This is a genomic window from Massilia hydrophila (assembly GCF_020208145.1).
In the GTDB taxonomy this organism is placed as follows: domain Bacteria; phylum Pseudomonadota; class Gammaproteobacteria; order Burkholderiales; family Burkholderiaceae_D; genus Telluria; species Telluria hydrophila.
Genome location: NZ_JAHYBX010000001.1, coordinates 623,667 through 649,496, shown reverse-complemented (window position 1 = coordinate 649,496; position 25,830 = coordinate 623,667). Strand labels below are relative to the sequence as shown.

The window sequence follows — 25,830 nt, the reverse complement described above, 5'->3', positions numbered from 1 at the left end:
CATGAGCGGACCGGTCACCAGCACGCGTTACCACATCGCCCTCATCAGCGCGCATGCCTCGCCGCTGGCTGCGGCCGGTACTGCGCATGGGCTCTCCGAAACCTGCGTGGCAGGGCTCGCACGCGAACTGGCCCGCGCCGGACACGGCGTCGACGTGTTCACGCGCCGCGTCGCACCCGGGCAGGAGACACTGGTGCACTGGCACGACCGGGTCCGTGTGATTCACGTGCCGGCCGGGCCGGCAGGCTACCTGTCCGGTGCGCAGCTGCTGCCCCACGCCGATGCGTTCGCCCGCTTCGTCGCCCGCTTCGCCGCCCATTCAGGGCGCCGCCAGGACCGGCCCTACGATATCGTCCATGCCAGCGCGACCGCTTCCGGCCTGGTCGCCCGCCAGCTGAAAGACCTGCTGGGCCTGCCCTTCGTATTCACCGTCCACGCGCTGGCGCGGCCGCGGCGCCATGGGCCGGGCGCGGCCGACAGCCTGGCTGCGGCCCGCATGCGCATCGAAGCCGAGCTGATGCGTGCAGCCGACCGCGTCATCGCCGGCAGCGAGCAGGAGCGCCATGACCTGGAGCGCCTGTACGCGGTACCGCTCGCGCGCATTGCCGTCGTGCCCTGCGGTTTCGCGCCCGAGGAACTGTGGCCGCTGCCGATGGCCGAAGCCCGTCCCCGCCTCGGCCTCGATGCGGAGCGCTTCACGGTCCTGCAGCTGGGACAACTGGTGCCGCGCAAGGGCACCGATACCGTCCTGCTGGGCCTGGCCCTGCTGCGCCAGCGGCACGGCATCGATGCCCAGCTGCTGGTCGTGGGCGACGCTGGCGCCAAGGCCGACGGGCGGCCGGGCGACAGCCTGGAAATGGCCCGCCTGCGCGGGGCCGCGGCCGACCTCGGCATCGGCGCGCACGTGCGTTTCACAGGCCAGGTGCCGCGTGGTGCGCTGCGCGACTACTATGGTGCCGCCGATGCGGTGGCCTGCCTGCCCTGGTATGCGCCCTGCGGCATCACGCCGCTCGAGGCTATGGCTTGCGCGCGCCCGGTGCTCGGCTCGGAAGTGGGCGGCATGCCCAGCCTGGTCGAAGACGGGGTGAGCGGCTTCCTGCTGCCCCCGCGCGATCCGGCGGCGCTCGCCGAGCGCCTGGCGCGCCTGCAGCGCCACCCCGCACTGGCGCTGGCGATGGGCGCGGCCGGACGCCGGCGCGCCTGCGAGCGCCATACCTGGCGCCAGCTTGCCGGCCAGCTGGCGATGCTATACACCGAGGTACTGGCCGCCGGGCAGCCCGGGCCTGGCGCCGGGCCTGGGTCGCGGCGCATGGTGCTGACATGAAAGCGGTTTTCCTCGACAAGGACGGTACCCTGGTCGACGCCCCGCCCTATAACCTCGAACCGGGCCACGTCCACCTGGTCAGTGGTGCCGGTGCCGCGCTGCGCCTGCTGGCGCGGCTCGGCTACCGCTTCTTTGTCGTCGCCAACCAGTCCGGCATCGCGCATGGCTGCTTCGGCGAAGAGGCCATGGCGCCGATGGCCAAGCGCCTCGCCGAACTGCTGCTGGGTGAACAGCTGAGGCTCGAAGGCTTCTATTACTGCCCGCACCATCCGCTCGGCACGGTCGGGGCCTATGCCCGGTCCTGCGCCTGCCGCAAGCCTGCGCCGGGCATGCTGCTCAAGGCGGCCGCCGAGCATGCGATCGACCTGCGCGCCTCCTGGATGATCGGCGACATCCTGCACGACGTGGAAGCAGGCAACCGCGCCGGGTGCCGTACCCTGCTGATCGACAATGGCAACGAGACCGAATGGCGGCTCGGTCCACGCAGGGTGCCAACCCGCATGGCGCCCGACCTGTATGCGGCTGCGGTGCTGATCGCAGGCCACGACGAGGCCCGCGGCGCGGCGCATTGACGTGCTTGCCTGTGTCACCGCAAGAAGCTGGTGCGCGGCCTATTACAAAAACTCAAGTTTTTGGACGAGCTCTGATATAATTTCGGAGTTCGTCGGGGCGTAGCGCAGCCTGGTAGCGTACCTGCATGGGGTGCAGGGGGTCGGAGGTTCGAATCCTCTCGCCCCGACCAACACAATCAATGAGTGAGGCCAGCCATGAAGCTGGCCTTTTTCATTTCAGCTGGCGCTGGTGTCCGGCAAGCAGCGGACTCACGCGTTGTCGCGCTCGTCGGCTTGCTGGACAATACGCAGGCGATCGAAGGTGAGCTTGGCAAGGCGGATCGCCTTCGCCTACCGCCAGTCACCCCGCAAGGCCAGCACCTGCTGCTGCAGGTATTCGGGCGAAGCCGCTTCCGGCGCCACCGGCTGCCCCACCGCCAGGGCCAGCTTCGAGCGGATGCCGCGCGCAAACGAGCGCTCGAACACGTTCGAGGGGTCGCGTGTAAACACGCTGCCCCACAGGCCGCGCAGCGCCATCGGGATGACCGGCACCTTGCTGCGCTCGACGATCTTGGCGATACCGCCACGGAATTCGTTGATTTCTCCCGTATGGGTCAGCTTCCCTTCCGGGAAGATGCACACCAGCTCGCCCTCATGGAGGGCCTGGGCGATGTCCACGAAGGCGCGTTCCATCATGAAGGGATCTTCCTTGGCGGGGGCGATCGGGATCGCCTTCGCGGCCCGGAAGATCCAGCCGAAGAAGGGCGTCTTGAAGATGCGGTGGTCCATCACGAAGCGGATCGGGCGCGGGCTGGCGGCGCCGATCACCAGCGCGTCGACATAGCTCACGTGGTTGCAGACCAGCACCGCCGCGCCCTGCTCGGGAATGCGGTCGGCGTCGATGGTGCGCACCCGGTAGCCGGTGTGGATCAGCATCCAGGCCAGGAAGCGCATCAGGAATTCCGGCACCAGCGAGAAGATGTGCACGGCCACGCAGGCGTTCAGCAGCGCCGTGACCAGGAACAGCTCGGGAATCGTGAAGCCCTGGCCCAGCAAGACGATGGCGACGCCGGCCGCAGCCACCATGAACAGCGCATTCAGGATGTTCATGCCGGCGATGGTGCGCGAGACGTGCTTCTGGTCGCAGCGGGTCTGGATCAGGGCGAACAGCGGCACGATGAACAGACCGCCGAACACGCCGATCAGCACCAGGTCGGCCATGATGCGCCACGCGCCCGGCAGGGCCAGCAGCGCGAGGGCGTCCACCGTCGCGGTATTCGTATAGGCCACGCTGGCGAAATACAGGTCGATCCCGAACACGGACAGGCCGATCGAGCCGAAGGGCACCAGCCCGATCTCGACCTTGTGGCCGGACAGTTTTTCGCACAGCAGAGAACCGGCGCCGATCCCGAGCGAGAACACGGTCAGCAGCAGCATGATGACGCTGTGGTCGCCATGCAGGTAGTCCTTGGCGTACAGGGGAAATTGTGACAGCACCAGCGCGCCATAGAACCAGAACCAGGAATTGCCCAGCATCGACAGGAACACGGTGCGGTTCTGGCGCGAGAACTTCAGGTTGCGGATCGATTCGGCCAGCGGGTTGCGGCTGATCCTCAGCTCGGGCGCCGGTGCCGGCGACGGCGGGATGCGCCAGCTCGCCGCCAGCCCCAGCAGCGCGCACAGCAGCGTGCCGCCGGCCACCAGCTCGATGCCCCAGGGCTTGTAGCCGACCAGCAGTGTCCCTACCACCTCGCCCAGCAGGATGCCGACGAAGGTGCCCATCTCGATCACGCCATTGCCGCCCACCAGCTCTTCCGGCTTGAGCTGCTGTGGCAGGTAGGCATACTTGACAGGCCCGAACAGGGTCGAGTGCAGGCCCATGCCGACCACGGCCGCCACCAGGATCCACAGCGTGTGCGTGAGCCAGCCAATGCCCGCCACCAGCATGATGGCGATTTCCAGCAGCTTGACGAAGCGCGCCATGCGCCCCTTGTCGAACTTGTCCGCGATCTGGCCAGCAGTCGCCGAGAACAGCACGAAAGGCAGGATGAACAGGCCAGCCACCAGGTTGTTCAGCAGGGCCGGATCGGCACTGGTCCAGTTCGCGGTGTCGAAGGTCAGCGCAACCAGCAGCGCGGTCTTGAACAGGTTGTCGTTGAATGCGCCGAAAAACTGGGTCCAGAAAAACGGACCGAAACGGCGTTGCGTCAGCAGGGAAAACTGGCTTGGTTGGCTCATGCGATGGGCTCGGTTGACGTGCGAATCAGGAACAATCAGTCAGAATCAGTAAAAATCAGGAAACCATAATCTACAACAGGAAATTCGGGCAATACAAAGCTTATTGCCCACTTCCATCTTTGCGTCGCTGATGCTAAACCTTGCGGTCTCGCCTGGCGATACGCCAAAAGGAGCGCGCACATTCAAGAAATGGAAAACCAGGGAGAGTCTGCCATGCGGCAGAGGCGAGTTTTCGCATGGAAAGACGCATTGAGCAACTTGGTTGAAGTGGATCAATGCCCTGGCATGGCCAGGGATTGTGGGCGGCGATGCGGGATAGAATCCGCAAATGGCCTCTTCGAACTTCCTGCTGTGCTATGCGAGCGTGACGACCGCCCTGTTCGAGCACATCGAAGACGACATGCTGGACCAGTCGCCGGCCTTGCTGGATGACGATTTCCTCGACGACGGCGCGGCGCCCCCACCAGTCACCGGCGCGCGCGCGCGGACCCTTCTCGAGTTTCGCTGCCATCCTTGTCCTGGCACACGTTCCGACCCGGGCGGCCCAAACAAATGATTCGATTTCAGGGCTGTTGCCCCGAAATTCGAATCATGTTCAGTGCGGCACAGCGCGCCGGCCTCAGGCCAGCGCTTCCAGCCGGATGCGGGTCACCTTGCCGATGACGGCAGGCAGCGCCTCGATCTTCCCGATCGCGGCATTGATGTTCTTCTCCCGGGTCTGGTGGGTCAGCATGATGATGTCGAGATTGACCTGGTTGCCCGGCTCCTTCTGCAGCACGGCGTCGATCGAGATGCCGGCGTCGGCCAGGATGCGGGTCAGGTCGGCCATCACGCCCAGCTGGTCCTTCACATACACGCGCAGGTAGTAGCTGGTGGTGATCTCGTCCATCGGCACGATGGCGACATCGGTCATCTGGTTCGGCTGGAAGGCCAGGTGCGGCACGCGGCAATACGGATCGACGGTGGCCAGGCGGGTCACGTCGACCAGGTCGGCGATCACGCTCGAGGCGGTTGGTTCCGCGCCGGCGCCCTTGCCGTAGTACAGCGAGGCGCCGACGGCGTCGGCCTGCACCAGCACCGCGTTCATCGCGCCTTCGACGTTGGCGATCAGGCGCGCCGCCGGGATCAGGGTCGGGTGCACGCGCAGTTCGATGCCTTCCCCTTTTTCGGTATGCGTGCGGCGCGTGATGCCCAGCAGCTTGATGCGGTAGCCGAGCTGCTCCGCATACGAGATGTCGCGCGCCTGCAGCTGGCTGATGCCCTCGATGTAGGCCTTGTCGAACTGCACCGGGATACCGAAGGCGATCGCCGACATCAGGGTCAGCTTGTGCGCCGCGTCCACGCCCTCGATGTCGAAGGTCGGGTCGGCCTCGGCGTAGCCGAGTTCCTGGGCCTGCTTCAGCACGGTGGCGAAATCCAGGCCCTTCTCGCGCATTTCGGTCAGGATGAAATTGGTGGTGCCGTTGATGATGCCGGCTACCGATTCGATGCGGTTGGCGGTGAGGCCTTCGCGCAGCGCCTTGATGATCGGCACGCCGCCGGCCACGGCAGCCTCGAAGGCCACCGTCACGCCCTTGGCCTGGGCCGCGGCGAAAATCTCGTTGCCGTGCAGCGCCAGCAGCGCCTTGTTGGCCGTAACCACGTGCTTGCCGTTGGCGATGGCTTGCAGCACCAGCTCGCGCGGCAGCTCGTAGCCGCCGATCAGCTCGACGACGATGTCGATGTCCGGGCTGTTCACCACCGCGAACGGATCGGCGACCACCTCCACGCCGGTGCCGACGATCGCGCGCGCCTTGTCCAGCTTGCGCGCCGCCACCATCGTGATCTCGATTCCGCGGCCGGCGCGGCGGCGGATGTCCTCCTGGTTGCGCTGGAGGACGTTGAAGGTGCCGGCGCCGACGGTGCCGATGCCCAGGAGGCCTACTTTGATGGGTTTCATGATCTCGCTTCTTGTGATGGTACGAGCTGACGCGCTCAGCGTCCGTGGCGCCGGCGGTAGCCGTCCAGGAAGCGCGCGATGCGCCCGCAGGCGTCGGTCAGGTCGTCGGAATTGGGCAGGAACACCAGCCGGAAATGGTCGGGGGCGATCCAGTTGAAGCCGGTGCCTTGCACCAGCAGCACTTTTTCCTCGGACAGCAATTCGCAGATGAACTGCTGGTCGTCCGTGATCGGGTACATCTGCGGATCGAGGCGGGGGAACATGTACAGCGCCGCTTTTGGCTTGACGCAGGACACGCCCGGAATATCGGTCAATAGCTTGTGTGCCAGGTCGCGCTGTTTCAGCAGGCGCCCGCCGGGACCGACCAGGTCGGCGATGCTCTGGTAGCCGCCGAGCGCGGTCTGGATCGCGAACTGGCCCGGCGCGTTCGCGCACAGGCGCATCGAGGCCAGCATGTTCAGGCCCTCGATGTAGTCCTTGGCGTGGCGCTTCTCGCCCGACACCACCATCCAGCCGGCACGGTAGCCGCAGGAACGGTAGTTCTTCGACAGGCCATTCAGGGTCACGCACAGCACGTCGTCCGCGAGCGAGGCCAGCGACACGTGCTCGGCGCCGTCGTACAGGGTCTTGTCGTAGATCTCGTCGGCATACACGATCAGCCCGTGCTGGCGCGCCAGTTCGAGGATCTCGAGCAGCACTTCGCGCGGATACAGGGCGCCGGTCGGGTTGTTCGGGTTGATCACCACGATCGCGCGCGTATTCGACGTGATCTTGCGGCGCATGTCGTCGATGTCGGGCAGCCAGCCGGCGCCCTCGTCGCACACATAGTGAATGGGCGCGCCGCCGGCCAGGCTGACGGCGGCCGTCCACAGCGGATAGTCCGGCGCCGGCACCAGCACTTCGTCGCCGCTGTTGAGCAGGCCCTGCATGGCCATGACGATCAGCTCCGAGGCGCCATTGCCCAGGTAGATATCATCGATGCCGACCCCGGCGATGTTCTTGCTCTGCGTATAGTGCATGACCGCCTTGCGCGGCGCAAACATGCCCTTCGAGTCGGTATAGCCGGCCGCGCCGTGCATGTTGCGGATCATGTCGTGCACGATCTCGTCAGGCGGATCGAAGCCGAACACGGCCAGGTTGCCGATGTTCAGCTTGATGATCTTCTGCCCCTCTTCCTCCATCGTCCGGGCCCGTTCCAGGGCGGGGCCGCGGATCTCGTAGCAGACGTCGTCGAGCTTGTTCGATTTCAGGATCGGTCGCAAGATGCCCTCGGTATGGTGGCGCCATGCGGCAGGCATGCCGCAATGGGTCGCAATGGGTCGCAATCGGCGCACTTTTGTTGCAGTGCGAAAAATACCATTCTGCCGAAAGCGACCGATTTAAGCAACCTCGGCCATGTTGAGCCCTGCTCCCGCGATGCAGCAAGACAGCATCCCGCCCCGGCTTCAGCCCCAGACGAAGTCGGCCACGCTCGGCGCGCCGGTGTTCCCGTACATGAGGAATACCATGTCCACGCCGCCATTGAAATTGCCGTCGCCATCGATGTCGACGAACAGGTAGCCGTCGTTGTCGCCGAAGCTGCCGAAGGCGAGCGAGCGATTGGTGCCGCCATCGTTGAAGAAGCCCGCACCATTGCCGATCACGTCGTTGAGCGCCGACCAGTTGTTCGAATACATGTCGTGCACGGTGATCGCAGCGCGGTTGGCGCCGGCCGCCAGGTGCAGGCCAGAGAGGTCGATCTTGTCCACGCCCGACTGGAAGTAGTAATAGGTGTCGATCTGGTCGACCGGATTGCTGCCCGGGACGAAATAGGAATCGCTGGCCCTGGCGAAGCGGATGATGTCGGCGACACCCTCCTCGCGCGACAGCATCAGCTCGTCCTTGCCGCCATTGCCCTGGAAGACGATGCCGACGTCGGTGCCTTCGACCCCATCCTTGCCCGCGCTGCCCAGGTAGGTCAGGCGGCTCGCCACGCCGTCGGCCGTGTTGACGACACCGGCGAAATCGATGTCCCCGCCCGATGCGCTGGCGTCGAACAGCGACAGCGTGCTGGCATACACGGCGGTGAGGTCGAGGCTGGCGTTACCGGTGACCTTCAGGGTCTTGGCGCCATCGATGTTGAGGTAGGAAATCGCATTCGCATAGTCGGCCGCCATCCTGCCCTGCTCGACCATGCCGACAGCCGAATGCAGGTTGATGGTCTCGATGCCCTTGGCCTCGATGGTGTTGACCTCGACCTGGCCGTCCGCCAGGCCGTTGGCGATGCCGTCGCGCGCCGTCAGCGAGATCGACAGGACGTCGTTGGCGCCGGAAGCGTCCTTCAGGCCGAACGTGATATTCCCGCGCATCCACAGCGACTCGGCGGCCTTGCCGTCGACGTCGATGTTGACCGGCTCCGAGACCAGCTTGATGCTGGAGTTCGCCCGCCCGTTGACGAACTCGACGTCCTCGCGCAGCTGCTTGCTGGCGTACAGTGTGGTCACGCTGCCCGCCTTGTCCAGGTCGTAGACGCCCTTCCCGCTCGAGAAGTCCAGGGTCTCGAAGTTGGTGAAGACCTGGCCCGGCGTCGCCAGCAGGGCCGCGTCGTTGACGATCATCCAGTCGTCGCCGCCGACGCCGCCGTCTACCTTGGCGCCCTGTTGCGCGGCGCGGCTGAAGTCGAACACGTCGTTGCCAGCGCCGAGCTGGATCGTGGCGCTGCCGGCCAGCGCGCCCGTCAGGACCACGTGGTCGTTGCCGCTGCCGCCCTTGACCGACAGGTTGGTGGCGCTGGCGATCGTCAGCCGGGTATTGCCGCCATAGGTGCTGGCATCGAAGGCATTGAAGGGCAGGATGCCGGACAGGTCGGCCTGCATGCTGCCGCTGCCCTTGAGGGTGATGGTCTTGAGCGCATCGGCCGCCGCCAGTGCCGTGGTCACCAGTTCCAGGCCGCCGACGGTCGTGATGTTCAGCGCGGTCGCCTTGGCCATGTCGAGGTTGGCCTTGACACGCACCGGCACCTGTTCGGGAATCGTCACTTCGGGGGCGCTGGTGCTCAGGTTGACCGTGGTGGCTTCGGCGTCCTTGATGGTCGCGCCGCCGGTAACCAGTGCCAGGCCCAGGTCGAGCGTATGCCCGGCGGTGGCGTTGACGATGGTGGCGTCCTGGCTGGTGTTGGCCAGCGTGACCTTGGTCAGCGCATTGCCGGTGAGGGTGGCCACGCCGGTATGGCCGCTGACGGCGATCGCCTTGCCGCCGGCCACGGTCACGGCGCCCGCCGTGGTCGTGATGCTGGCGCTGGCCGCGTCGCCGATCTTGAGGTTGACCGCGCCCTTGGCGTCGAAGCTGAGGGTGCGCATGTCGGCCTGGCCGCTCAGGTCGTAGGCCGCGCCGGCGCTGCCGAAGCCGGCGCCCGAGCGGCCGACGAAGTTCTCGATGCCGCTGGTGCTCACGCCGGCCGGCAGCGCCGCCAGGCCCTTGCCATTGGCATCGTCCAGGACCAGGGTGTCGTTGCCGCCGCCGCCCTTCAGGGTGTCGCCGGCGCCCAGGGTCGCGGCGGTGGCGCGGAAGGTGTCGTCGCCGCCACCGCCGGTGAAGGCCACGCCGGCATCGACGTTGGCGGTGAGGTCGAAGGTGATCGGCGCGCGGCTGGCGGCGACGAAGGCGGCCACCGAGGCTGCCAGCTTCTCCGGCGTGATCGCCTCGGCCAGCGAGGCGTCGGTGGTGATCGGCTTCAGGAAGGCGCGGGTGGCGGCGTGCGCTTCGTCGCCCAGGTAGGCGGCGCGTTCCGGGTGGGTGTCAAGCGCAGCGGTGAAGGCGGTAGCGGCCGTCACCTTGTTGTTGAAGGCTTTCAGGTCCTCGTTCTGGGCGCCCTTGGCGATCTCGGTGACCACCACGTCGATCGTCATCAGGCGCTTGTCGAGGGCGTTCGACCAGAAGTCGACACCGGCCGCCTCGGGCTCGCGCCCGAACAGGTTGATGTACACCGTGCGCACGATCTCGTAGTTGTTCTTGCCGGCGAAGGTCAGCTGGTATTCGTTCGACTTGGCGAACTCGGCCGAGATCATCGAGGTGTCGCCGTTGGCGCCGGCGACGATGCCTTCCCACCATGCCAGGCCGCCGGCATCGGCGGGACGGCTGAAGTAGGCGACATAGAGTTTCTGGATTGCGGTGGTGTAGAGAGCCATGTGATGTTTCCCGGTTAAGTTTGCTGGAACGAACAGAGCGCATTAACCCATACAGATGCCTGGCCGGAATACCCCCCGGCATGGGGGGGATGGCCATACAGACAAGCCTGCCCACCGCAATATCGGGCCGGGCATGCGAAGCGGGCGGCCGCTCCGGTTACAATGGCTGCTTTCGATCCGGCCACACCCGACGATGAAGCTTCATTCCGACAATACCCAGCAATACCAGACCGTTACCGGCTACGATGCCAGCGGCGTCGAGATCAATGCCCAGCGCTACCAGTACAGCCTGACCGTGATGCCCGAGACGCCCCCGCGCGCCTGGAACGTGGCGCGCTTCGAAGACCTGAGCGCCGCCCATTTCGAGGAGATCGCGAAGGACAAGCCCGATGTGGTGGTGCTCGGCACCGGCGAGCGCCAGCGCTTCGTGCATCCGAAGCTGGTGGCCAGCCTGTCGGCCATGCACGTCGGGGTCGACTGCATGGACAGTCAGGCCGCCTGCCGCACCTACAACGTCCTGATGGGCGAAGGGCGCAAGGTCACCCTGGCCCTGATCATCGACGCCGGCGCCTGAGCCCGCATGGCTGGACGCTCCCGCACCCGTGTGCGGCGGGCCCGGCCTTGCCTGTGCAACCCCTGACAATCGCAACATGAACCCATCGGCCTTTGCCTTCATCATCACCGGCGTCATCCTGAACGCCGCCGCCCAGCTGCTGCTCAAGGCGGGTACCAATGCCCTCGGCGGCGCCATCCACCTGACCCGCGACAACTGGCTTGCCACCGGCCTGAAGGTCGCGACCCAGTGGCCGATCGTGGTCGGCATGCTGTGCTACGGCGTCTCGCTGGTGGTCTGGATCCTCGGCCTGTCGCGCACCGACGTCACGGTTGCCTATCCGATGCTCTCGCTGGGCTACGTGATCGGTGCCTTCGGCGCCTGGATGTTCCTGGGCGAAGTCATTTCGCCCCAGCGCATGCTGGCGATCGGGGTCATCATGCTGGGCGTAGTTTTGCTGGCACGCAGCTGATCACCACCACGGCGATAAATATTTCTATTTTGCATCTTGAAGAAATGAAAACCTGCACCATATCGCCGGGAAACACCCCGTCCACGCAGGACTAGCAAGGGGCGGCGGCGGCGATTATCATTCCGGTATCCCTACCCTGCTCCGCAGGACCCGGCGGCAGCGCCGCCATGACACCAGGAGAGCCCCGTGGCCGAGAGCCCAACCGCCGCAACCGTCGAGAACTTTTCCGCCCCGATGACGGGCGACCAGACCTTCCAGCTGGCAGGCCGTCCAGCGAAGTACACCGTGCTGTACTTCTACCCGAAGGACAATACCCCTGGCTGCACCACGGAAAGCATCGCCTTCCGCGAAGCCTGGCCGGAGTTCCAGGCGGCCAATACCGAGATCTACGGGATCAGCCGCGACTCGCTGCGTTCGCACGAGAACTTCAAGGCCAAGCTCGGCCTGCCCTTCGAACTGATCTCCGATCCGGAGGAAACGGTGTGCACGCAGTTCGGTGTCATGAAGATGAAAAACATGTACGGCAAACAAGTGCGCGGCATTGAGCGCAGTACGTTTATCATTGACGCTCAAGGCCGATTGGTGAAAGAATGGCGTGGCGTGAAAGTCAACGACCACGTGGCCGAAGTGCTGGAATATGTGAAGAGCCAGCCTTGATACGGAAGGCTCTCCTTTCCACCAGTTGATCAACCTGCTGGATACCTGCCACCTATTTTGAGTCACACCGCAACCCATCAGCACGCTATCTCCCGCTGCCAGCCGGACCGGCATCCTCCGGCTGCAGCCCTTGCCTCAGCAATCCCCCAAGTAGCATCGTTTTCGTGCAGCGGCGCGCCCCTGGCAGTGCCCCTGGCAGCGCCCGCACGTCCATTTAAGTCCATTTTCGAATCGAGAACCTGATGCCACTGCCAAAAATGCCAACCAAGCCGGCGACCATGCTGCTGGCCAAGGATTACCCCAAGGCCGAACCGGGCAAGTCGCCCGTGCGCCCCGCGTCCGCCAAGAGCGAACCCGAACTCGAAGAACTGATCAGCGGCCAGGCCGTGGCCACGCCAAAGCCGGCCCGCGCCACCAGGGGCCGCGGCAAGGCCGCACCGGCCGCCGCCAATGACGCGGCCGCCGGCGTGCGCGGCACCGCTCCGGTCGACGCAGTCGCCGTTTCTGCCGCGGCTGCGCCCGCGGACGAGGCCCCGCTGGCCAAAGCGCCGGCACGCAAGTCGAAGGACGGTGCCGGGGAGCGCATGCCGGCTGCCCGTCTGCGCGAGACGGACGCGGACCAGCCGCATCCGGCCAAGCACAAGCCGGTCGAAGTCACGGTCAAGTCCTCCACCAGCCGCAAGGCCGACAAGCTCGGCGCCACCAAGGTCTTCGTGCTCGACACCAACGTCCTGATGCATGATCCGACCTCGCTGTTCCGCTTCGAGGAACACGACGTCTACCTGCCGATGATGACGCTGGAAGAACTCGACAACCACAAGAAGGGCATGTCGGAGGTCGCGCGCAATGCGCGCCAGGTGGCACGTACCCTCGACGCCCTGATCGCCAATGTCGACGACGACGCGATCGAGGCCGGCATTCCGCTGGCCAAGCTGGGCAACAAGGATGCCCGTGGCCGCCTGTATTTCCAGACCAATCTGGATTCCGCGCCCCTGCCGGAAGGCCTGCCCGAGGGCAAGGCCGACAACCAGATCCTGGGCGTCGTCCGCGCACTCGAAGACCGGATGGACGGCCGCGCCATCGTGCTGGTGTCGAAAGACATCAACATGCGCATCAAGGCGCGTGCGCTGGGCCTGCCGGCCGAGGATTACTTCAACGACCATGTGCTGGAAGACACCGACCTGCTGTACTCGGGCATCGTCCAGCTGCCGGACGATTTCTGGAACAAGCACGGCAAGGACATGGAGTCCTGGCAGGAAAACAAGAACGGCAGTTCGGCCACCTATTACCGCGTGACCGGCCCGGTGATCCCGACCTTGCTCGTGAACCAGTTCGTGTTCATCGAGCCGCAGGGCGGCGAAGCGCCCTTCTATGGCCAGGTAAAACAAATCAACGGCAAGACCGCCGTGCTCCAGACCCTGCGCGACTACAGCCACAACAAGAACAACGTGTGGGGCATCACGGCGCGCAACCGCGAGCAGAACTTCGCGCTGAACCTCCTGATGAACCCGGAGTGCGATTTCGTCACCCTGCTCGGCCAGGCCGGTACCGGCAAGACCCTGCTGGCGCTGGCCGCGGGCCTGGCCCAGGTGCTCGAGACCAAGCAGTACAACGAGATCATCGTCACCCGCGTCACGGTGCCGGTGGGCGAGGACATCGGCTTCCTGCCAGGCACCGAGGAAGAGAAAATGTCGCCGTGGATGGGCGCTTTTGATGACAACCTGGAAGTCTTGATGAAGTCCGACAGCGACGGCGGCGACTGGGGCCGCGCGGCCACGCAAGACCTGATCCGCTCGCGCATCAAGATCAAGTCGCTCAACTTCATGCGCGGCCGCACGTTTGTCAACAAGTTCCTCATCATCGACGAGGCGCAGAACCTGACGCCGAAGCAGATGAAGACCCTGGTCACGCGCGCCGGTCCTGGCACCAAGATCCTGTGCCTCGGTAACATCGCCCAGATCGACACGCCTTACCTGACCGAGGGCTCGAGCGGCCTGACCTACGTGGTCGACCGCTTCAAGGGCTGGAGCCACAGCGGCCACGTCACCCTGGCACGCGGCGAACGCTCGCGCCTGGCCGACCACGCCAGCGAAGTGCTGTAAGCCTGCCGCGGCCTGCAGTCTTGCAGGCATGTTCCGGAGCGCTCGCCGCAAGGCGGGCGTTTTTCATTTCCGCCCTCTATTCCTGCCGCATGATCCTGCTCCTGAAACTCCTGCTCGTCCCTTCCCTGATTGCCCTCGTTACCCTGGCCGGCCGGCGCTGGGGGCCGGCGGCGGCCGGCTGGCTGTCCGCCTTCCCCATCGTCTCGGGTCCGATCCTGCTCGTCATCGCGCTCGAACAGGGCGCGGACTTCGCGGCGGCGGCCAGCGCCAACACCCTGCTGGCGGTGCTGGCCATCCTGGCGTTCAGCATCGCCTATGCGCGCTGCGCCCGGTTCGGGATGGCGCGTGCCATGCTGGCCGCCCTGCTCGCCTATGCGCTGGCGGTGGCGCTGCTGCAGGCGTCCACGCTGGCGCCCTGGCCCGCCTTCGCCGCGGTGCTGCTGGCGCTGCTGCTGGCGCCCCGCCTGTTCGGGCCGGCCCCGGCCCCGGCCACGGCATCGCCCCGCGCCGCCACCGGCAAGCCGGGCGCAGACCTGCCCTGGCGCATGCTGGCCGGCGCCGTGCTCGCGCTTGGCGTGAGCCATGCCGCGGCCGGCATCGGCCCGCGCCTGGCGGGCCTGTTCGCGATGTTCCCTGTGATGAGTACGGTATTGGTGGGCTTCTCGCACCGCGCCAGCGGTCCCGGTTTCGCGGTGGCCCTGCTCAGGGGCATGGTGAATGGCTATTTTGCTTTCGCGGCCTTCTGCATGGCGCTGTCGCTGCTGCTGCGCACGCAGCCGCTCGGCCAGGCGTTCGCGCTGGCCACCGTCACGGCGCTCGCGGTGCAGCTGGGCGTCAAGGGCGTGCTGCTGCAGCGGGCGCGCCGGCCGGGGCGTGCGGACCAGGCATCCTAGGGCCGGTAGCCGGGGATGCGGGTCTCGTCGACCGCGTCGATCTGGCGCGCATCCATGTTCTTGTGCGCGAATTGCAAGTAGACCCGCTCGCGCACGAAGATGTCGAACAGGTCCGGGTCGATGTGGCCGTTGAGCGCGAAGCGGCCCAGGATGTGCAGCGATTCGGCCAGCGTCTTGCCCTTCTTGTAGGGCCGGTCGCAGGCGGTAAGGGCCTCGAAGATGTCGGCGATCGCCATGATCCGCGCCTGCACCGACATCTGCTCGCCCATCAAGCCTTTCGGGTAGCCCTTGCCGTCCATGCGCTCATGATGGCCGCCCGCGTACTCCGGCACGTTCTTCAGGTGCTTCGGCCAGGGCAGCGACTCCAGCATGCGCACGCTGACATCGATGTGGTTGTTGATGATCTTGCGCTCGGCCTCGGTCAGGGTGCCGAAGCGCACGGTCAGGTTCTCCACTTCGTCCGCGCCGAGGAAGGGCTGCTCCTGCCCGTCGGGACCGGTCCAGCGGTAGGCGCCGATGCGCCGCACGCGCGCCTGGTCTTCCGGCGACATGCCTTCGCTGCCGACATTGGCGCGGCGCAGGAAGTCGCGATCGGCGCGCAGGCGCCCCTGTTCCGAACGCAGGCGGTCGTCGATCGCCGCCGGGTTGGCGTCCGGCGCGCAGCGCGCGCGCAGGGCGCGGATCTCGCAGTCGCGCAACAGCACCTCGAAGCGCGTGTCGATCAGCGCGATGCGGTCGAAAATGGTTTCCAGCTTGGTCGACTTGTCGACCACGTGCACCGGCGTGGTGATCTTGCCGCAGTCGTGCAGCAGGCCGGCCAGCCACAGCTCCTTGCGGTCGGCATCGGTCATGCGGAAGTCCGCCAGCGGTCCGCTGCGGGTCTGGTGCACCGCTTCCGCCAGCATCATGGTCAGTTCCGGCACGAACTGGCAATGGCGGCCCGTGTAGGGCGATTTTTCGTCGATGCCGATATTGATCAGGTTGACCAGGGCTTCGAGCAGGTCTTCCAGCTGCTGGACGAGGAGCTGGTTGGTCAGCGCCAGCGCGGCCTGCGCCGCCAGCGCCTCGATGAAGCGCTGGTCGGTCTCGGTGAACGAGCGGATCCGGCCCGCCGCTCCGCCCTCGGCCGGGGTCCTGGCGTTGACCAGCTGTAGCACGCCGACCATCTCGCCTTCGTGGTCGGCCATCGGCACTGTCAGGATCGATTGCGAGCGGTAGCCGAAGCTGGCGTCGAAGCGGCGGATGCCGGAAAAATTGAACACGTCGGCCTGGTAAACATCCTCGATGTTCACGGACTGGTGGAAGTTGGCAGCATAGGCTGCCACCGAGCTCACGTTCTGGTTGCCGTGGCCGTCGTAAAGCGGCACTGGCGCCATCGCGATCGGCGCGCCACCCACGCCGCCCTGGCAGATGCCGAGGGTGTCGTAGATCGAAATGTGGAAGCACAGGTGGCTGCGGTCTTCGCTTGGACGGTACAGGGTACCGCCATCGGCGCCTGTCATGTGCTTGGCGACCCGCAGAATACGGTCGAGCAGCGGATCGAGCGGGTCGAGCCGGGCGGCGGCGCCGTGCATGTACCCGAGCGCCAGGCTGACTTCGGTCAGCTGGTGCAGGCGCTGCGCAATCTGTTCGGGGTTCAGCTCATCCATGATGGGTGGTTCTGCGATACATACCAATACAGCAATTTTATTTGTCAAAAAGCAATTTTAGGGAGTGTAGCTTTCTTGTGTCTCGCTGTATATGGGCGTTGGGTAAATAGCCCGAAAATTACAAATTTGAGACGCTTTTCAGGACAAACCCGCTATGATGATTTGATGTTCAAAAGCATAACGATCACTGCGCGGTCACCTCGCATCCTGCCGGCCCGCCAAGGAATTGCCGCCCTCACCGATAACAAGACGGTCAGGTTGGCTTGCCTCAGGTAGTTGCGCTACCTGCTTTCCACCCTTCAGGAGAAGTTCGATGAAATACCTGCCTCTTTCCGCCGCCCTCGCCCTGGCCTTCGGCCTGGCCGGCTGCGCCACCGAAACCCCGGCCAATGGCGAGAAAGTCGTCCGCGAAGAAGCTTATGCGCCGGTCGGCACCATGATTCCACGCAAGAACGGCACCGGTCTGGGGGCCGCGCCGGTCACCGCGGTCAGCAAGACCGCCGTCGAGAACGCGCGTGCGATGCAGTCGAACGGCATCGCTGGCCTGCCGGCCCAGCCCTGAAGCGGCGCGCGGGCGCGCCGTGTCCGGTAGCGGAACCAGGCGCGGCAACGCTCCTGGTTTTTTTGCGCCAGCGCTCCATCCTCGCAGGGTAATTGCAGGTGGAAGGCCCAGAAAACGATTTTTTACCTTGATGTAACACTACAATGGCTGTTGCCAGTTTTCGGTAATCGGCGATCCGTGCATGGCGCCTGGATTGCCCTTGAAAGGAGATGAGCGGTGATGAAGAACATTCTTGGCTTGGGCCTGGTACTGGCCTGTGGCATGCTGGCTGGCTGCGCCAGCCCGGGTTCCACGCAACAGGGCGCGAAGGTTGCCGATACCAGCGGCTATGCGCCGACCGGCACCTTTATCAAGCGCAAGGATGGCGAGGGACTGGGTCCGACCCTGATCGGCACCGTTCCCAAGCAGGAGACCGAGAACGCGCGCGCCATGATGTCCTCGGGGCAGGGTTCACGCTACTGGTAAGCCGGGGGCGGCAAGCGCCCCTCACAAATCGACAGAAAAGGAGCAGTACCAAGATGAAGAAGTTGATGATGGCCGCCGCGGCCAGCACCCTGCTGGGCGGTTGCGCCTACTACGCTCCCTCCACGGGCGAGAACGTGGCCGCGGAAGGACGCTATGTCCCCACCGGCAGCAATATTCCACGCAAGAAGGGCGAAGGCACGAGCGTGGTCAGCACCATGAGCGCCGTCGAGCTCGAAAGCGCGCGCCTGAACCCGGGCACGGGCCCGGAACTGCCGCCCGGCCAGTAAGCGGCAGGACGCGGAAAGCGGCGCCCGGTTCGCGCCCGCCGACCGCAAAAGACAAAAGGCCAGGATTCCTGGCCTTTTGCTTTGGTGGCCCGCCGCGGCGGGCACGCTCACACTTACATGATGTGGGTGCCGATCCACCAGGCGATCGCGGCCATGAAGGCGGATGCCGGGATGGTGAAGATCCAGGCCCAGACGATGTTGCCGGCCACGCCCCAGCGCACCGCCGAGGCCTTCTGCGAGGCGCCCACGCCGACGATCGCGCCGGTGATGGTGTGGGTGGTCGAGACCGGGATGCCGAAGAAGCTCGACATCAGGAGGGTCATGGCACCGCCGGTCTCCGCGCAGAAGCCGCCGACGGGCTTGAGCTTGGTGATCTTCTGGCCCATGGTCTTGACGATGCGCCAGCCGCCGAACAGCGTGCCGAAGGCGATCGCCGCGTAGCAGGAAATGATGACCCAGGCGGGTGGATGGGTGTCGTTGGCGCTGACGTAGCCGGCCGCGATCAGCAGCATCCAGATGATGCCCATGGTTTTCTGCGCGTCATTGCCGCCGTGGCCCAGCGAGTAGGCGGCGGCCGAGGCCAGCTGCAGGCGGCGGAACCAGGTGTCGACCTTGCGCGGGGTCGATTTCACGAACAGCCAGGACACGATCAGCATGATGATCGAACCCAGCACGAAGCCGAGCAGCGGCGCCACCACGATGAAGGCCACGGTCTTGATCAGGCCGCCGGAGACGAGCGAGCCGGTGCCGGCCTTGGCCACGGCCGCGCCGACCAGGCCGCCGATCAGGGCGTGCGAGGACGAGGACGGGATGCCGTAGTACCAGGTGATGATGTTCCAGGCGATCGCCCCGACCAGGGCGCCGAAGATCACGTAATGGTCGACCACGTGCGGGTCGATGGTGCCCTTGCCGATGGTCTGGGCGACCTTCATGTTCACCACGAAGATGGCGATGAAATTGAAGAAGGCGGCCATGGCCACCGCATGCTGCGGCTTGAGGACGCCGGTCGACACCACGGTGGCGATCGAGTTCGCCGAATCGTGGAAGCCGTTCATGAAGTCGAACACCAGTGCCAGCAGCACCAGGAAGCCCAGCACGTAAATGCTGATGGTTATAGTTTCCATGTTTATTCTTGTTGTGCGCGTGGCGCGGTTGACCGTTACGCGTTTTCGACGATGATGCCTTCGACAATGTTCGCCACGTCTTCGCAGCGGTCGGTGACGGTCTCGAGGATCTCGTAGATCGCTTTCATCTTGATCAGGTTGCGCACGTCCGGCTCGTCGCGGAACAGCTTGGACATGGCGGCGCGCATCACGTGGTCGGCATCCGACTCGAAGCGGTCGATCTCTTCGCAGATGGCGACGATCTTCTGGGCGTTGCCCATGTCGTGCAGCAGGGAGACGGCTTCCTGTACCTTCTTGCAGGCCGACAGGCACAGCTCGGCCAGGCGCGCCGCTTCCGGGGTCACCGCATGCAGGTCATACAGCGACACGGTCTGGGCCGCGTCTTCCATCATGTCGAGGATGTCGTCCATGCTGGTGATCAGCTTGTGGATGTCGTCGCGGTCGATCGGGGTGATGAAGGTCTTGTGCAGCAGGTCGACGGTGGTGTAGGTGATCTTGTCCGCCTGTTTCTCGATGCTCTCCACCGCGTGGGTGCGGTTTTCCAGGTCGTCGAAATGGGTCATCAGGCCGAGCATTTCCTGCGCACCTTTCACGCACAGCGCGGCGTGCTGGTTGAACAGGTCGAAAAATTTGCCCTCCTGGGGCATCAGGCGTCCAAACATATTGTTCTCCGTTATGAATCTCTTGGGACTTCGCAACCGCCGCCACGACTGGCGGCGGCAAAGTACATTGACTTCGAATGTGCGGCTTAGTCGCCCTGGTAGATGGCGAGGTTGCCGCTGTAGTTACCAAACTTGGTGTAGGAGCCGATCCAGGTAAGGCGAATCGCCCCGATCGGGCCGTTACGCTGCTTACCGATGATGATCTCGGCGGTTCCCTTATCAGGCGAGTCGGGGTTGTAGACCTCGTCGCGATACAGGAAGATGATAACGTCCGCATCCTGTTCGATAGCGCCCGATTCGCGCAGGTCGGACATGACGGGTCGTTTATTGGGTCGCTGTTCCAGCGAACGGTTCAGCTGGGACAGTGCGATGACCGGGCAATGCAGTTCCTTGGCCAGGCCCTTGAGCGAACGCGAGATCTCGGAAATCTCGGCCGCGCGGTTGTCGCCCGGCTGGCTGCCCTGCATCAGCTGCAGGTAGTCGACGATGATCAGGCCCAGCTTGCCGCACTGGCGCGCCAGGCGCCGCGCGCGGGCGCGCATCTCGATCGGGTTCAGCGCCGGGGTCTCGTCGATGTAGAGCTGGGCATCGTTCATCTTCTGGATGGCGTGCGTCAGGCGCGGCCAGTCCTCGTCGTTCAGGCGGCCGGTACGCAGGCGGTGCTGGTCGAGCTGGCCGACCGAGCCGAGCATACGCATGGCCAGCTGGGCGCCGCCCATCTCCATCGAGAACACGGCCACCGGCAGGCCGGCTTCGATCGCCACGTTCTCGCCGATATTCACCGAGAACGCGGTCTTGCCCATCGACGGACGGCCGGCGACGATCACCAGGTCGCCCGGCTGCAGGCCCGAGGTCATGCGGTCGAGGTCGATGAAGCCGGTCGGCACGCCGGTGATCTCGCCCTGGTTCTCGCGCGAATACAGCTCGTCGATGCGCTCGACCACCTGGGTCAGCAGCGGCTGGATCGGGTTCCAGCCCTGCTGGCCCCTGGCGCCGGTCTCGGCGATCGCGAAGATCTTCGACTCGGCTTCGTCAAGCATCTGCTTGACTTCCTTGCCCTGCGGGTTGAAGGCGTTGCCCGAGATCTCGTCGGCCACCGTGATCAGGTTGCGCAGGATGCCGCGGTCGCGCACGATCTCGGCGTAGCGGCGGATGTTCGCTGCCGAGGGCGTGTTCTGCGCCATCGCGTTCAGGTATTGCAGGCCACCCACTTCCTCGGCCTTGCCCAGCATGTTGCAGGCTTCGTAGACCGTGATCACGTCGGCGGGCTTGCCGGCGTTGATCAGGCGGACCATCTGTTCGAAGATGATGCGGTGGTCGTAGCGGTAGAAATCCTCCGCGTGCATGAAGTCGGCGATGCGGTCCCACGCTGCATTGTCGCGCAGGAGGCCGCCGATGACGGACTGCTCTGCTTCGATGGAATGCGGTGGGATGCGCAGGGAATCGACTTGCGGATCGGATGGGGAATTCATGGCGGGCATTATACCGTTTCCGGTCATCCGGCTGAAATAATTGGCGAGTTTCCAGGAATAAAAAAAGCCGGGCGAACCCGGCTTTTTCATTTATACAACAACTGCTTAGGCAGCTTCGCCCACCACCGCGATGGTGATTTCCGAGACGACGTCGGTGTGCAGCGCGACGGCGACCGGGAACTCGCCGGTGGTCTTCAGCGGACCGGTCGGCATGCGGACTTGCGACTTCTCGACGGCGAAACCTTGCTTGCTCAGGGCTTCGGCGATGTCGAAGTTGGTGACCGAACCGAACAGACGGCCGTCCACGCCCGCCTTCTGGGCGATGGTGACGGTCATGCCGCTCAGCTTGTCGCCTTGCGCCTGGGCAGCCGACAGCTTTTCAGCTGCCGCTTTTTCCAGTTCGGCGCGCTTGACTTCGAACTCGGCCACGGCGGCCTGGGTGGCGCGGCGTGCCATCTTTTGCGGGATCAGGAAGTTACGTGCGTAACCGTCCTTGACTTTGACGACGTCGCCCAGGTTACCGACGTTGACCACTTTTTCGAGCAGGATAACTTGCATATTTATTCTCCAGGTATTCTGACTGACGTGCCGCGCTTTAGGCGTTGTGCAGGTCGGTGTACGGCAGCAGCGCGAGGTAGCGTGCGCGCTTGATGGCGGTGTCGACCTGGCGCTGGTAGTGCGCCTTGGTGCCGGTCAGGCGTGCCGGCATGATCTTGCCGTTTTCCTGGACGAAGTCCTTCAGGGTGTCGACGTCTTTGTAGTCCACCTGTTCCACGCCGGCGGCGGTGAAGCGGCAGAATTTCTTGCGCTTGAACAGCGGGTTCTGCTGTTTGCGCTTCATTTTTTCTTTGGCTTTGTTTTTGTCGAACTTTTTACCGAATGCCATTTCGAGGCTCCTGTATCTAATCTAGGTTGCGCCGCGGGCTTGTTTACTCTGCGGCACTGAAATCAATGATGTGAAACACCAAGGCTTTGCTGTTGCGGTTCTTCCGTGCGAGGAATCCGTTGAAGCGGTAGGCGGCGCCGAGTTCGGCACTTTCCAGCCTGCCTGAAATCTCGCCTGCGCCGAGCGCAGGGATTTCAAACGCGACCTGCCTTGCCACGCCGGCCTCGACCTGCTGCGAATCGTGCATCAGGATCGCGCCCACGATGGGGACGCCGGCCGGGGTGAAACGCAGGACGTCTCGCTCCGCGATGGTCGCGATGAGCTGGAACTGGTTCACTGCGCTGCTTTGCTTCGTTTCGGATTCCCGGGAAAACCCGGTGACAGCTTAAGCGGCGGCGGCCGGGGCAGCGGCGGCTGCTTCAGCGCGGTGGCTCTTGGCTGCGTCTTCGCGCTGGACCGACTTCATCATCGGCGACGGTGCGGTTTCGGCCTTCTTCATCTTGACGGTCAGGTGACGCAGGACGGCATCGTTGAACTTGAATGCGGTTTCCAGCTCGACCAGGGTCTCGTTGTCGCACTCGATGTTCATGCAGATGTAGTGGGCTTTCGGCAGCTTCTGGATCTGGTACGCCATTTGACGGCGGCCCCAGTCTTCCACGCGATGGATGTTACCGCCGCGGCTGGTCACCGTGGTCTTGTAACGCTCGATCATCGCCGGAACTTGCTCGCTCTGGTCCGGGTGGACGATAAAAACGATTTCATAATGACGCATGCAACACTCCTTGAGGACGTTTAAACAAATGCCCACCTCGGCGTCAAGACGAGTGTGGGAAGGGAAAGCCTGCCATTATAGCCGGAAAATCGCGCGAATGGGAACCAGGGCCAGGCTGTCATGGTCGCGATCGCGCCTTGAGATGCGTGGTGCACGCCACAATCGGACCACAATCGGGCGCGCGTGGCCCGCGTTGCAGCATTTTTTTGCAGTTTTCCCGTGTTTGCCCTTGCGCATCCGGGAATACTGTACAAAAATACAGTCTGCTCTTATAACTAATGCCGTAGACCACCCATGCTCAAGCTCACTGCAAGGCAAGAACAGATCCTGAACCTGATCAAGGAAGCGATCGACAACACCGGCTTTCCGCCGACCCGCGCCGAAATCGCGGCCGAGCTGGGTTTCAAGTCGGCGAATGCCGCCGAAGAACACCTGCAAGCCCTGGCGCGCAAGGGCGCCATCGAGATCTCGCCGGGCACCTCGCGCGGCATCCGCCTGGTTGGCGCCTCGGTCGAGCAGATTCCGATGCCGCCGCCGAATCTCATGATGTCGCTGCCGCTGGTCGGCCGCGTCGCCGCCGGCTCCCCTATCCTGGCCCAGGAACACGTGGAAGCCACCTATTCCGTCGATGCCGCGATGTTCTCGGCCCGTCCCGACTTCCTGCTGAAGGTCAAGGGCTGGTCGATGCGCGATGCCGGCATCTGCGACGGCGACTTCCTCGCCGTCAAGAAGATCGACAGCGCCAAGAACGGCCAGATCGTGGTGGCGCGCCTCGGTGAAGAGGTCACCGTCAAGCGCTACCGCAAGACCGGCAACCTGGTCGAACTGCTGCCGGAAAATCCGGACTTCAAGGTCATCCAGGTAAAGCCGGAAGACGAGTTCGCGCTGGAAGGGCTGGCGGTCGGGCTGATGCGCAGCTGGCACTAAGGCTGGAACGCACACTGGCGGGCTGCATGCCCGCCTTTTTTTTACCCCTTATTTCCCCTTCAACAGGGTCGAGCTGTTGCTCTTGACCATCTTGTTGTGCTCGGAGACATAGGCGTCGGTCGCCTTGCGCCAGGCCTCGAAGTCGGCCAGCACCAGTTTCGAACTCACCTTCGCCTCTTCCTGCAGGTTGGCCTGCAACTGCTCCAGGTAGGCGGTCGACTTTTCCAGCTCGTCCTTCTTCATCAGCTTGCGGATGTCTTCGGGGACGCGCTTGGTGAGCGGCGTGGCCGCGTTCAGGTTGGTCACGTAGCGGTTGTAGCAATCCTGCCAGGTCGTGATGGCGGCGCCGATGCGGTCAATGTCGGCATTGATCTTCGACATCGCCGGAATGCGCGGTGTCGCGCAGCGGAATTCGCCCGATTTCAGGTCTTCGCCGTCGTAGCCGCTGATCCAGTAGTCGATGTCCTTGCGGCGCTTGACGCGCTGCTCCATCACCGCCAGCGACGCGGCGGCGACCTTGTTGCCCTTGGCGGCCGATTTCTTGAACAGCGCCTCGGCCTTGGCCTCGTCCACCTGCCCCGCTTCGCCGTACCAGTACATCTGGCCCAGCGCCTGCTGCGCCTCCGGGTTGCCGGCATCGGCCAGCTTCGTATAGATCTTCAGCGCACCCGCATAATCCTTCTTCTCGAACAGGGCGTTGGCGTTGTCCAGTTCGCCGGCATGGGCGGCGCCGCACAGCAGCAGGGATGCAAGGAACAGCTTGGTTTTCATGGCAGCTCGGAGTGGCAAAAGAAGGCCCATGATAAGGGCAAGCCGGTACCCGCTCAACCGCTGAAACAAAAATGGCAGCCCGCGGGCTGCCATGATGATGTTTCGGGTGCTCAGGACGCAAGCGCCTGGCGGAAGTCCGCCAGCAGGTCCTCGGTATCCTCGATCCCCACCGAGACGCGGATCAGGGACTCGGCGATGCCCATGCTGGCGCGCCGCTCCGCCCCCATCTCGAAGAAGATCGTGTGCGCCACTGGAATCACCAGGGTACGGGTATCGCCCAGGTTGCTGGCCGGGATGCCGAGTTTCAGGCGGTTCAGGTAGTCGAAAGGATCGATCGCGTCAACCAGCTCGAAGCTCAGCAGCGAACCGCCGCTGCGGAACAGCGACGCCACCAGGGCGTGCTGCGGATGCGAGGCCAGGCCCGGGTAGTGCACCGCGGCCACGCGCGGATCGGCTTCTAGCATGCGCGCCAGCGCCAGCGCATTGGCGCAGGTGCGCTCCATGCGCAGCGCCAGCGTCTCGGCGCCCACCGCGATATGGTGCGCCGCTTCCGGCCCCAGCGCCGCGCCGAAGTCGCGCAGCGCCTTGGCGCGCAGCTGGGCCAGGCCCTGGTTCGCTGGCACCTGCTTGCGGAAGTTGGCGGCGATGTTCGGATACGCGCTCCAGTCGAACAGGCCGGTGTCGGTCAGGGCGCCGCCCAGCGCGATGCCATGCCCGCCGATCGACTTGGTCAGCGAATTGACCACCAGCCCCGCCCCCACCGCCTTGGGACGGAACAGCCAGGGCGTGGTCATGGTGTTGTCCACCACGTACAGGATGCCGCGCTCGCGGCACAGCTGGCCGATGCGCGCCAGGTCGGCCACCTGGGTGCGCGGGTTGGCGATGGTCTCGACGAAGACGATGCGCGTGTCCGGCCGCAGCGCCGCCTCGACCTTGGCGGCGTCGGTGGCGTCGACGAAGTCCACCGCGACGCCCTGTCCGGCCACCGTCTGCCACAGGCTGTTGGTGTTCCCGAACAGGAAGGAGGACGAAACCACATGGTCGCCCGACTTCAGCAGCGCCTGGAACAGCGCGCCGATGGCGCCCATGCCGGTGGCGAAGCACAGGGTGCCGACGCCGTCTTCCATCTTGCTGATCTTATCTTCCAGCGCGGCAACGGTCGGGTTGCCCTGGCGCCCGTAGCGGAAGCCCGGCTCCCGGCCCTGGAATACGGCCGCCAGCTGGCGCGCGTCGCCGTAGCCGAAGGCGACCGAGGTATGCACCGGCTTGTGCAGCGAGCCCTGCTCGACCGGCCTGCGGCGGTCGTTGTGCAGGATGGTGGTGGTGAAGCCGTAGGGGTTCGTTTCGCTCATGGCAGT

General features: G+C 64.8%; 26 protein-coding genes and 1 tRNA gene. 13 read left to right on the top strand and 14 right to left on the bottom strand.

Going from position 1 to position 25,830, the window contains the following annotated elements; genetic code table 11:
• The first annotated feature begins 1 nt into the window (after position 1).
• The 3 genes from LE190_RS02885 to LE190_RS02875 all read left to right on the top strand — a co-directional run bounded on the left by LE190_RS02885 (position 2) and on the right by LE190_RS02875 (position 2,066).
• Positions 2–1,324, top strand: coding sequence for a glycosyltransferase (locus tag LE190_RS02885; protein WP_225237295.1), 1,323 nt, complete (start codon positions 2–4; stop codon positions 1,322–1,324).
• Positions 1,321–1,896 (top strand): D-glycero-alpha-D-manno-heptose-1,7-bisphosphate 7-phosphatase, encoded by a 576-nt coding sequence (locus LE190_RS02880; protein WP_225237294.1) that lies wholly within the window; start codon positions 1,321–1,323, stop codon positions 1,894–1,896. The genes LE190_RS02885 and LE190_RS02880 overlap by 4 nt, the downstream gene beginning before the upstream one ends.
• 93 nt (positions 1,897–1,989) lie before the next feature.
• Positions 1,990–2,066: transfer RNA gene (locus tag LE190_RS02875), tRNA-Pro, on the top strand.
• A 160-nt stretch (positions 2,067–2,226) separates the two neighbouring features.
• Here the strand turns inward: LE190_RS02875 and LE190_RS02870 are convergent.
• Positions 2,227–4,113, bottom strand: coding sequence for an MFS transporter (locus tag LE190_RS02870; RefSeq protein WP_225237293.1), 1,887 nt, complete (start codon positions 4,111–4,113; stop codon positions 2,227–2,229).
• Positions 4,114–4,441: 328 nt separating this feature from the next.
• Between LE190_RS02870 and LE190_RS02865 the strand changes: the two genes are divergently transcribed.
• Positions 4,442–4,669 (top strand): hypothetical protein, encoded by a 228-nt coding sequence (locus LE190_RS02865; RefSeq protein ID WP_225237292.1) that lies wholly within the window; start codon positions 4,442–4,444, stop codon positions 4,667–4,669.
• Between the two features lie 63 nt (positions 4,670–4,732).
• On the opposite strand, the gene LE190_RS02860 is transcribed toward LE190_RS02865, so the two are convergent.
• The 3 genes from LE190_RS02860 to LE190_RS02850 form a co-directional block, all read right to left on the bottom strand.
• Positions 4,733–6,052 carry a homoserine dehydrogenase gene (locus LE190_RS02860; RefSeq protein ID WP_225237291.1) on the bottom strand — a complete coding sequence of 440 codons (1,320 nt, stop codon included), beginning with the start codon at positions 6,050–6,052 and terminating at the stop codon, positions 4,733–4,735.
• 35 nt (positions 6,053–6,087) lie between these two features.
• Positions 6,088–7,314 (bottom strand): pyridoxal phosphate-dependent aminotransferase, encoded by a 1,227-nt coding sequence (locus LE190_RS02855; RefSeq protein WP_224942807.1) that lies wholly within the window; start codon positions 7,312–7,314, stop codon positions 6,088–6,090.
• Between the two features lie 183 nt (positions 7,315–7,497).
• Positions 7,498–10,218 (bottom strand): DUF4214 domain-containing protein, encoded by a 2,721-nt coding sequence (locus LE190_RS02850; protein WP_225237290.1) that lies wholly within the window; start codon positions 10,216–10,218, stop codon positions 7,498–7,500.
• Between the two features lie 193 nt (positions 10,219–10,411).
• Here LE190_RS02850 and LE190_RS02845 point away from each other — a divergent pair, with 193 nt between their 5' ends.
• The 5 genes from LE190_RS02845 (at position 10,412) to LE190_RS02825 (ending at position 14,895) form a co-directional block, all read left to right on the top strand.
• Positions 10,412–10,792 carry an Mth938-like domain-containing protein gene (locus LE190_RS02845; protein ID WP_225237289.1) on the top strand — a complete coding sequence of 127 codons (381 nt, stop codon included), beginning with the start codon at positions 10,412–10,414 and terminating at the stop codon, positions 10,790–10,792.
• Between the two features lie 76 nt (positions 10,793–10,868).
• A complete protein-coding gene (locus LE190_RS02840) occupies positions 10,869–11,243 on the top strand; it encodes an SMR family transporter (protein ID WP_225237288.1) in 375 nt (124 codons plus the stop codon).
• 186 nt (positions 11,244–11,429) lie between these two features.
• Positions 11,430–11,900 carry a peroxiredoxin gene (locus LE190_RS02835; RefSeq protein WP_225237287.1) on the top strand — a complete coding sequence of 157 codons (471 nt, stop codon included), beginning with the start codon at positions 11,430–11,432 and terminating at the stop codon, positions 11,898–11,900.
• A gap of 242 nt (positions 11,901–12,142) precedes the next feature.
• Positions 12,143–14,002 carry a PhoH family protein gene (locus LE190_RS02830; RefSeq protein ID WP_225237286.1) on the top strand — a complete coding sequence of 620 codons (1,860 nt, stop codon included), beginning with the start codon at positions 12,143–12,145 and terminating at the stop codon, positions 14,000–14,002.
• 89 nt (positions 14,003–14,091) lie between these two features.
• Positions 14,092–14,895, top strand: coding sequence for a hypothetical protein (locus LE190_RS02825; RefSeq protein WP_225237285.1), 804 nt, complete (start codon positions 14,092–14,094; stop codon positions 14,893–14,895).
• Here LE190_RS02825 and LE190_RS02820 read toward each other — a convergent pair.
• Entirely contained in the window at positions 14,892–16,544 is a 1,653-nt protein-coding gene (locus LE190_RS02820) for an HD family phosphohydrolase (RefSeq protein WP_225237284.1), read from the bottom strand. The genes LE190_RS02825 and LE190_RS02820 overlap by 4 nt on opposite strands.
• A gap of 313 nt (positions 16,545–16,857) precedes the next feature.
• On the opposite strand from LE190_RS02820, the gene LE190_RS02815 reads away from it, so the two are divergent.
• The 3 genes from LE190_RS02815 (at position 16,858) to LE190_RS02805 (ending at position 17,858) form a co-directional block, all read left to right on the top strand.
• Complete coding sequence (locus LE190_RS02815; protein ID WP_225237283.1) at positions 16,858–17,106, top strand: hypothetical protein; 249 nt, start codon at positions 16,858–16,860, stop codon at positions 17,104–17,106.
• A gap of 219 nt (positions 17,107–17,325) precedes the next feature.
• The gene (locus LE190_RS02810; protein ID WP_225237282.1) at positions 17,326–17,571 is read left to right on the top strand and encodes a hypothetical protein; all 246 of its coding nucleotides are present in this window, start codon (positions 17,326–17,328) and stop codon (positions 17,569–17,571) included.
• Positions 17,572–17,624: 53 nt separating this feature from the next.
• Positions 17,625–17,858 (top strand): hypothetical protein, encoded by a 234-nt coding sequence (locus tag LE190_RS02805; protein ID WP_225237281.1) that lies wholly within the window; start codon positions 17,625–17,627, stop codon positions 17,856–17,858.
• A gap of 113 nt (positions 17,859–17,971) precedes the next feature.
• Here the strand turns inward: LE190_RS02805 and LE190_RS02800 are convergent, their stop codons facing one another.
• From LE190_RS02800 to rpsF, 7 genes are all read right to left on the bottom strand, one after another.
• Positions 17,972–18,982, bottom strand: coding sequence for an inorganic phosphate transporter (locus LE190_RS02800; RefSeq protein WP_225237280.1), 1,011 nt, complete (start codon positions 18,980–18,982; stop codon positions 17,972–17,974).
• Positions 18,983–19,017: 35 nt separating this feature from the next.
• Positions 19,018–19,644, bottom strand: coding sequence for a DUF47 domain-containing protein (locus LE190_RS02795; protein WP_225237279.1), 627 nt, complete (start codon positions 19,642–19,644; stop codon positions 19,018–19,020).
• A gap of 86 nt (positions 19,645–19,730) precedes the next feature.
• Positions 19,731–21,116 carry a replicative DNA helicase gene (locus LE190_RS02790; protein ID WP_224942844.1) on the bottom strand — a complete coding sequence of 462 codons (1,386 nt, stop codon included), beginning with the start codon at positions 21,114–21,116 and terminating at the stop codon, positions 19,731–19,733.
• A 105-nt stretch (positions 21,117–21,221) separates the two neighbouring features.
• Entirely contained in the window at positions 21,222–21,674 is a 453-nt protein-coding gene (gene rplI, locus LE190_RS02785; protein WP_224942846.1) for a 50S ribosomal protein L9, read from the bottom strand.
• Between the two features lie 37 nt (positions 21,675–21,711).
• The gene (rpsR, locus tag LE190_RS02780) at positions 21,712–22,002 is read right to left on the bottom strand and encodes a 30S ribosomal protein S18 (protein ID WP_027866749.1); all 291 of its coding nucleotides are present in this window, start codon (positions 22,000–22,002) and stop codon (positions 21,712–21,714) included.
• Positions 22,003–22,045: 43 nt separating this feature from the next.
• Entirely contained in the window at positions 22,046–22,339 is a 294-nt protein-coding gene (priB, locus tag LE190_RS02775) for a primosomal replication protein N (protein WP_225237278.1), read from the bottom strand.
• A 48-nt stretch (positions 22,340–22,387) separates the two neighbouring features.
• Positions 22,388–22,774, bottom strand: coding sequence for a 30S ribosomal protein S6 (gene rpsF, locus LE190_RS02770; RefSeq protein ID WP_020656856.1), 387 nt, complete (start codon positions 22,772–22,774; stop codon positions 22,388–22,390).
• Positions 22,775–23,068: 294 nt separating this feature from the next.
• On the opposite strand from rpsF, the gene lexA reads away from it, so the two are divergent.
• Complete coding sequence (lexA, locus tag LE190_RS02765) at positions 23,069–23,701, top strand: transcriptional repressor LexA (RefSeq protein ID WP_225237277.1); 633 nt, start codon at positions 23,069–23,071, stop codon at positions 23,699–23,701.
• Positions 23,702–23,749: 48 nt separating this feature from the next.
• Here lexA and LE190_RS02760 read toward each other — a convergent pair whose 3' ends face one another.
• Both LE190_RS02760 and LE190_RS02755 read right to left on the bottom strand, forming a co-directional pair.
• The gene (locus LE190_RS02760) at positions 23,750–24,472 is read right to left on the bottom strand and encodes a tetratricopeptide repeat protein (RefSeq protein WP_225237276.1); all 723 of its coding nucleotides are present in this window, start codon (positions 24,470–24,472) and stop codon (positions 23,750–23,752) included.
• A 110-nt stretch (positions 24,473–24,582) separates the two neighbouring features.
• Complete coding sequence (locus LE190_RS02755) at positions 24,583–25,824, bottom strand: cystathionine gamma-synthase family protein (RefSeq protein WP_225237275.1); 1,242 nt, start codon at positions 25,822–25,824, stop codon at positions 24,583–24,585.
• Positions 25,825–25,830 lie beyond the last annotated feature (6 nt).

Excerpts from the sequence above, each read along its gene's own strand:
- LE190_RS02885 (WP_225237295.1), top strand. The coding sequence starts at position 2 with ATGAGCGGACCGGTCACCAGCACGCGTTACCACATCGCCCTCATCAGC.
- LE190_RS02880 (WP_225237294.1), top strand. The coding sequence starts at position 1,321 with ATGAAAGCGGTTTTCCTCGACAAGGACGGTACCCTGGTCGACGCCCCG.
- LE190_RS02870 (WP_225237293.1), bottom strand. The coding sequence starts at position 4,113 with ATGAGCCAACCAAGCCAGTTTTCCCTGCTGACGCAACGCCGTTTCGGT.
- LE190_RS02865 (WP_225237292.1), top strand. The coding sequence starts at position 4,442 with ATGGCCTCTTCGAACTTCCTGCTGTGCTATGCGAGCGTGACGACCGCC.
- LE190_RS02860 (WP_225237291.1), bottom strand. The coding sequence starts at position 6,052 with ATGAAACCCATCAAAGTAGGCCTCCTGGGCATCGGCACCGTCGGCGCC.
- LE190_RS02850 (WP_225237290.1), bottom strand. The coding sequence starts at position 10,218 with ATGGCTCTCTACACCACCGCAATCCAGAAACTCTATGTCGCCTACTTC.
- LE190_RS02845 (WP_225237289.1), top strand. The coding sequence starts at position 10,412 with ATGAAGCTTCATTCCGACAATACCCAGCAATACCAGACCGTTACCGGC.
- LE190_RS02840 (WP_225237288.1), top strand. The coding sequence starts at position 10,869 with ATGAACCCATCGGCCTTTGCCTTCATCATCACCGGCGTCATCCTGAAC.
- LE190_RS02830 (WP_225237286.1), top strand. The coding sequence starts at position 12,143 with ATGCCACTGCCAAAAATGCCAACCAAGCCGGCGACCATGCTGCTGGCC.
- LE190_RS02825 (WP_225237285.1), top strand. The coding sequence starts at position 14,092 with ATGATCCTGCTCCTGAAACTCCTGCTCGTCCCTTCCCTGATTGCCCTC.
- LE190_RS02820 (WP_225237284.1), bottom strand. The coding sequence starts at position 16,544 with ATGGATGAGCTGAACCCCGAACAGATTGCGCAGCGCCTGCACCAGCTG.
- LE190_RS02815 (WP_225237283.1), top strand. The coding sequence starts at position 16,858 with ATGAAATACCTGCCTCTTTCCGCCGCCCTCGCCCTGGCCTTCGGCCTG.
- LE190_RS02810 (WP_225237282.1), top strand. The coding sequence starts at position 17,326 with ATGAAGAACATTCTTGGCTTGGGCCTGGTACTGGCCTGTGGCATGCTG.
- LE190_RS02805 (WP_225237281.1), top strand. The coding sequence starts at position 17,625 with ATGAAGAAGTTGATGATGGCCGCCGCGGCCAGCACCCTGCTGGGCGGT.
- LE190_RS02800 (WP_225237280.1), bottom strand. The coding sequence starts at position 18,982 with ATGGAAACTATAACCATCAGCATTTACGTGCTGGGCTTCCTGGTGCTG.
- LE190_RS02795 (WP_225237279.1), bottom strand. The coding sequence starts at position 19,644 with ATGTTTGGACGCCTGATGCCCCAGGAGGGCAAATTTTTCGACCTGTTC.
- LE190_RS02790 (WP_224942844.1), bottom strand. The coding sequence starts at position 21,116 with ATGAATTCCCCATCCGATCCGCAAGTCGATTCCCTGCGCATCCCACCG.
- rplI (WP_224942846.1), bottom strand. The coding sequence starts at position 21,674 with ATGCAAGTTATCCTGCTCGAAAAAGTGGTCAACGTCGGTAACCTGGGC.
- rpsR (WP_027866749.1), bottom strand. The coding sequence starts at position 22,002 with ATGGCATTCGGTAAAAAGTTCGACAAAAACAAAGCCAAAGAAAAAATG.
- rpsF (WP_020656856.1), bottom strand. The coding sequence starts at position 22,774 with ATGCGTCATTATGAAATCGTTTTTATCGTCCACCCGGACCAGAGCGAG.
- lexA (WP_225237277.1), top strand. The coding sequence starts at position 23,069 with ATGCTCAAGCTCACTGCAAGGCAAGAACAGATCCTGAACCTGATCAAG.
- LE190_RS02760 (WP_225237276.1), bottom strand. The coding sequence starts at position 24,472 with ATGAAAACCAAGCTGTTCCTTGCATCCCTGCTGCTGTGCGGCGCCGCC.
- LE190_RS02755 (WP_225237275.1), bottom strand. The coding sequence starts at position 25,824 with ATGAGCGAAACGAACCCCTACGGCTTCACCACCACCATCCTGCACAAC.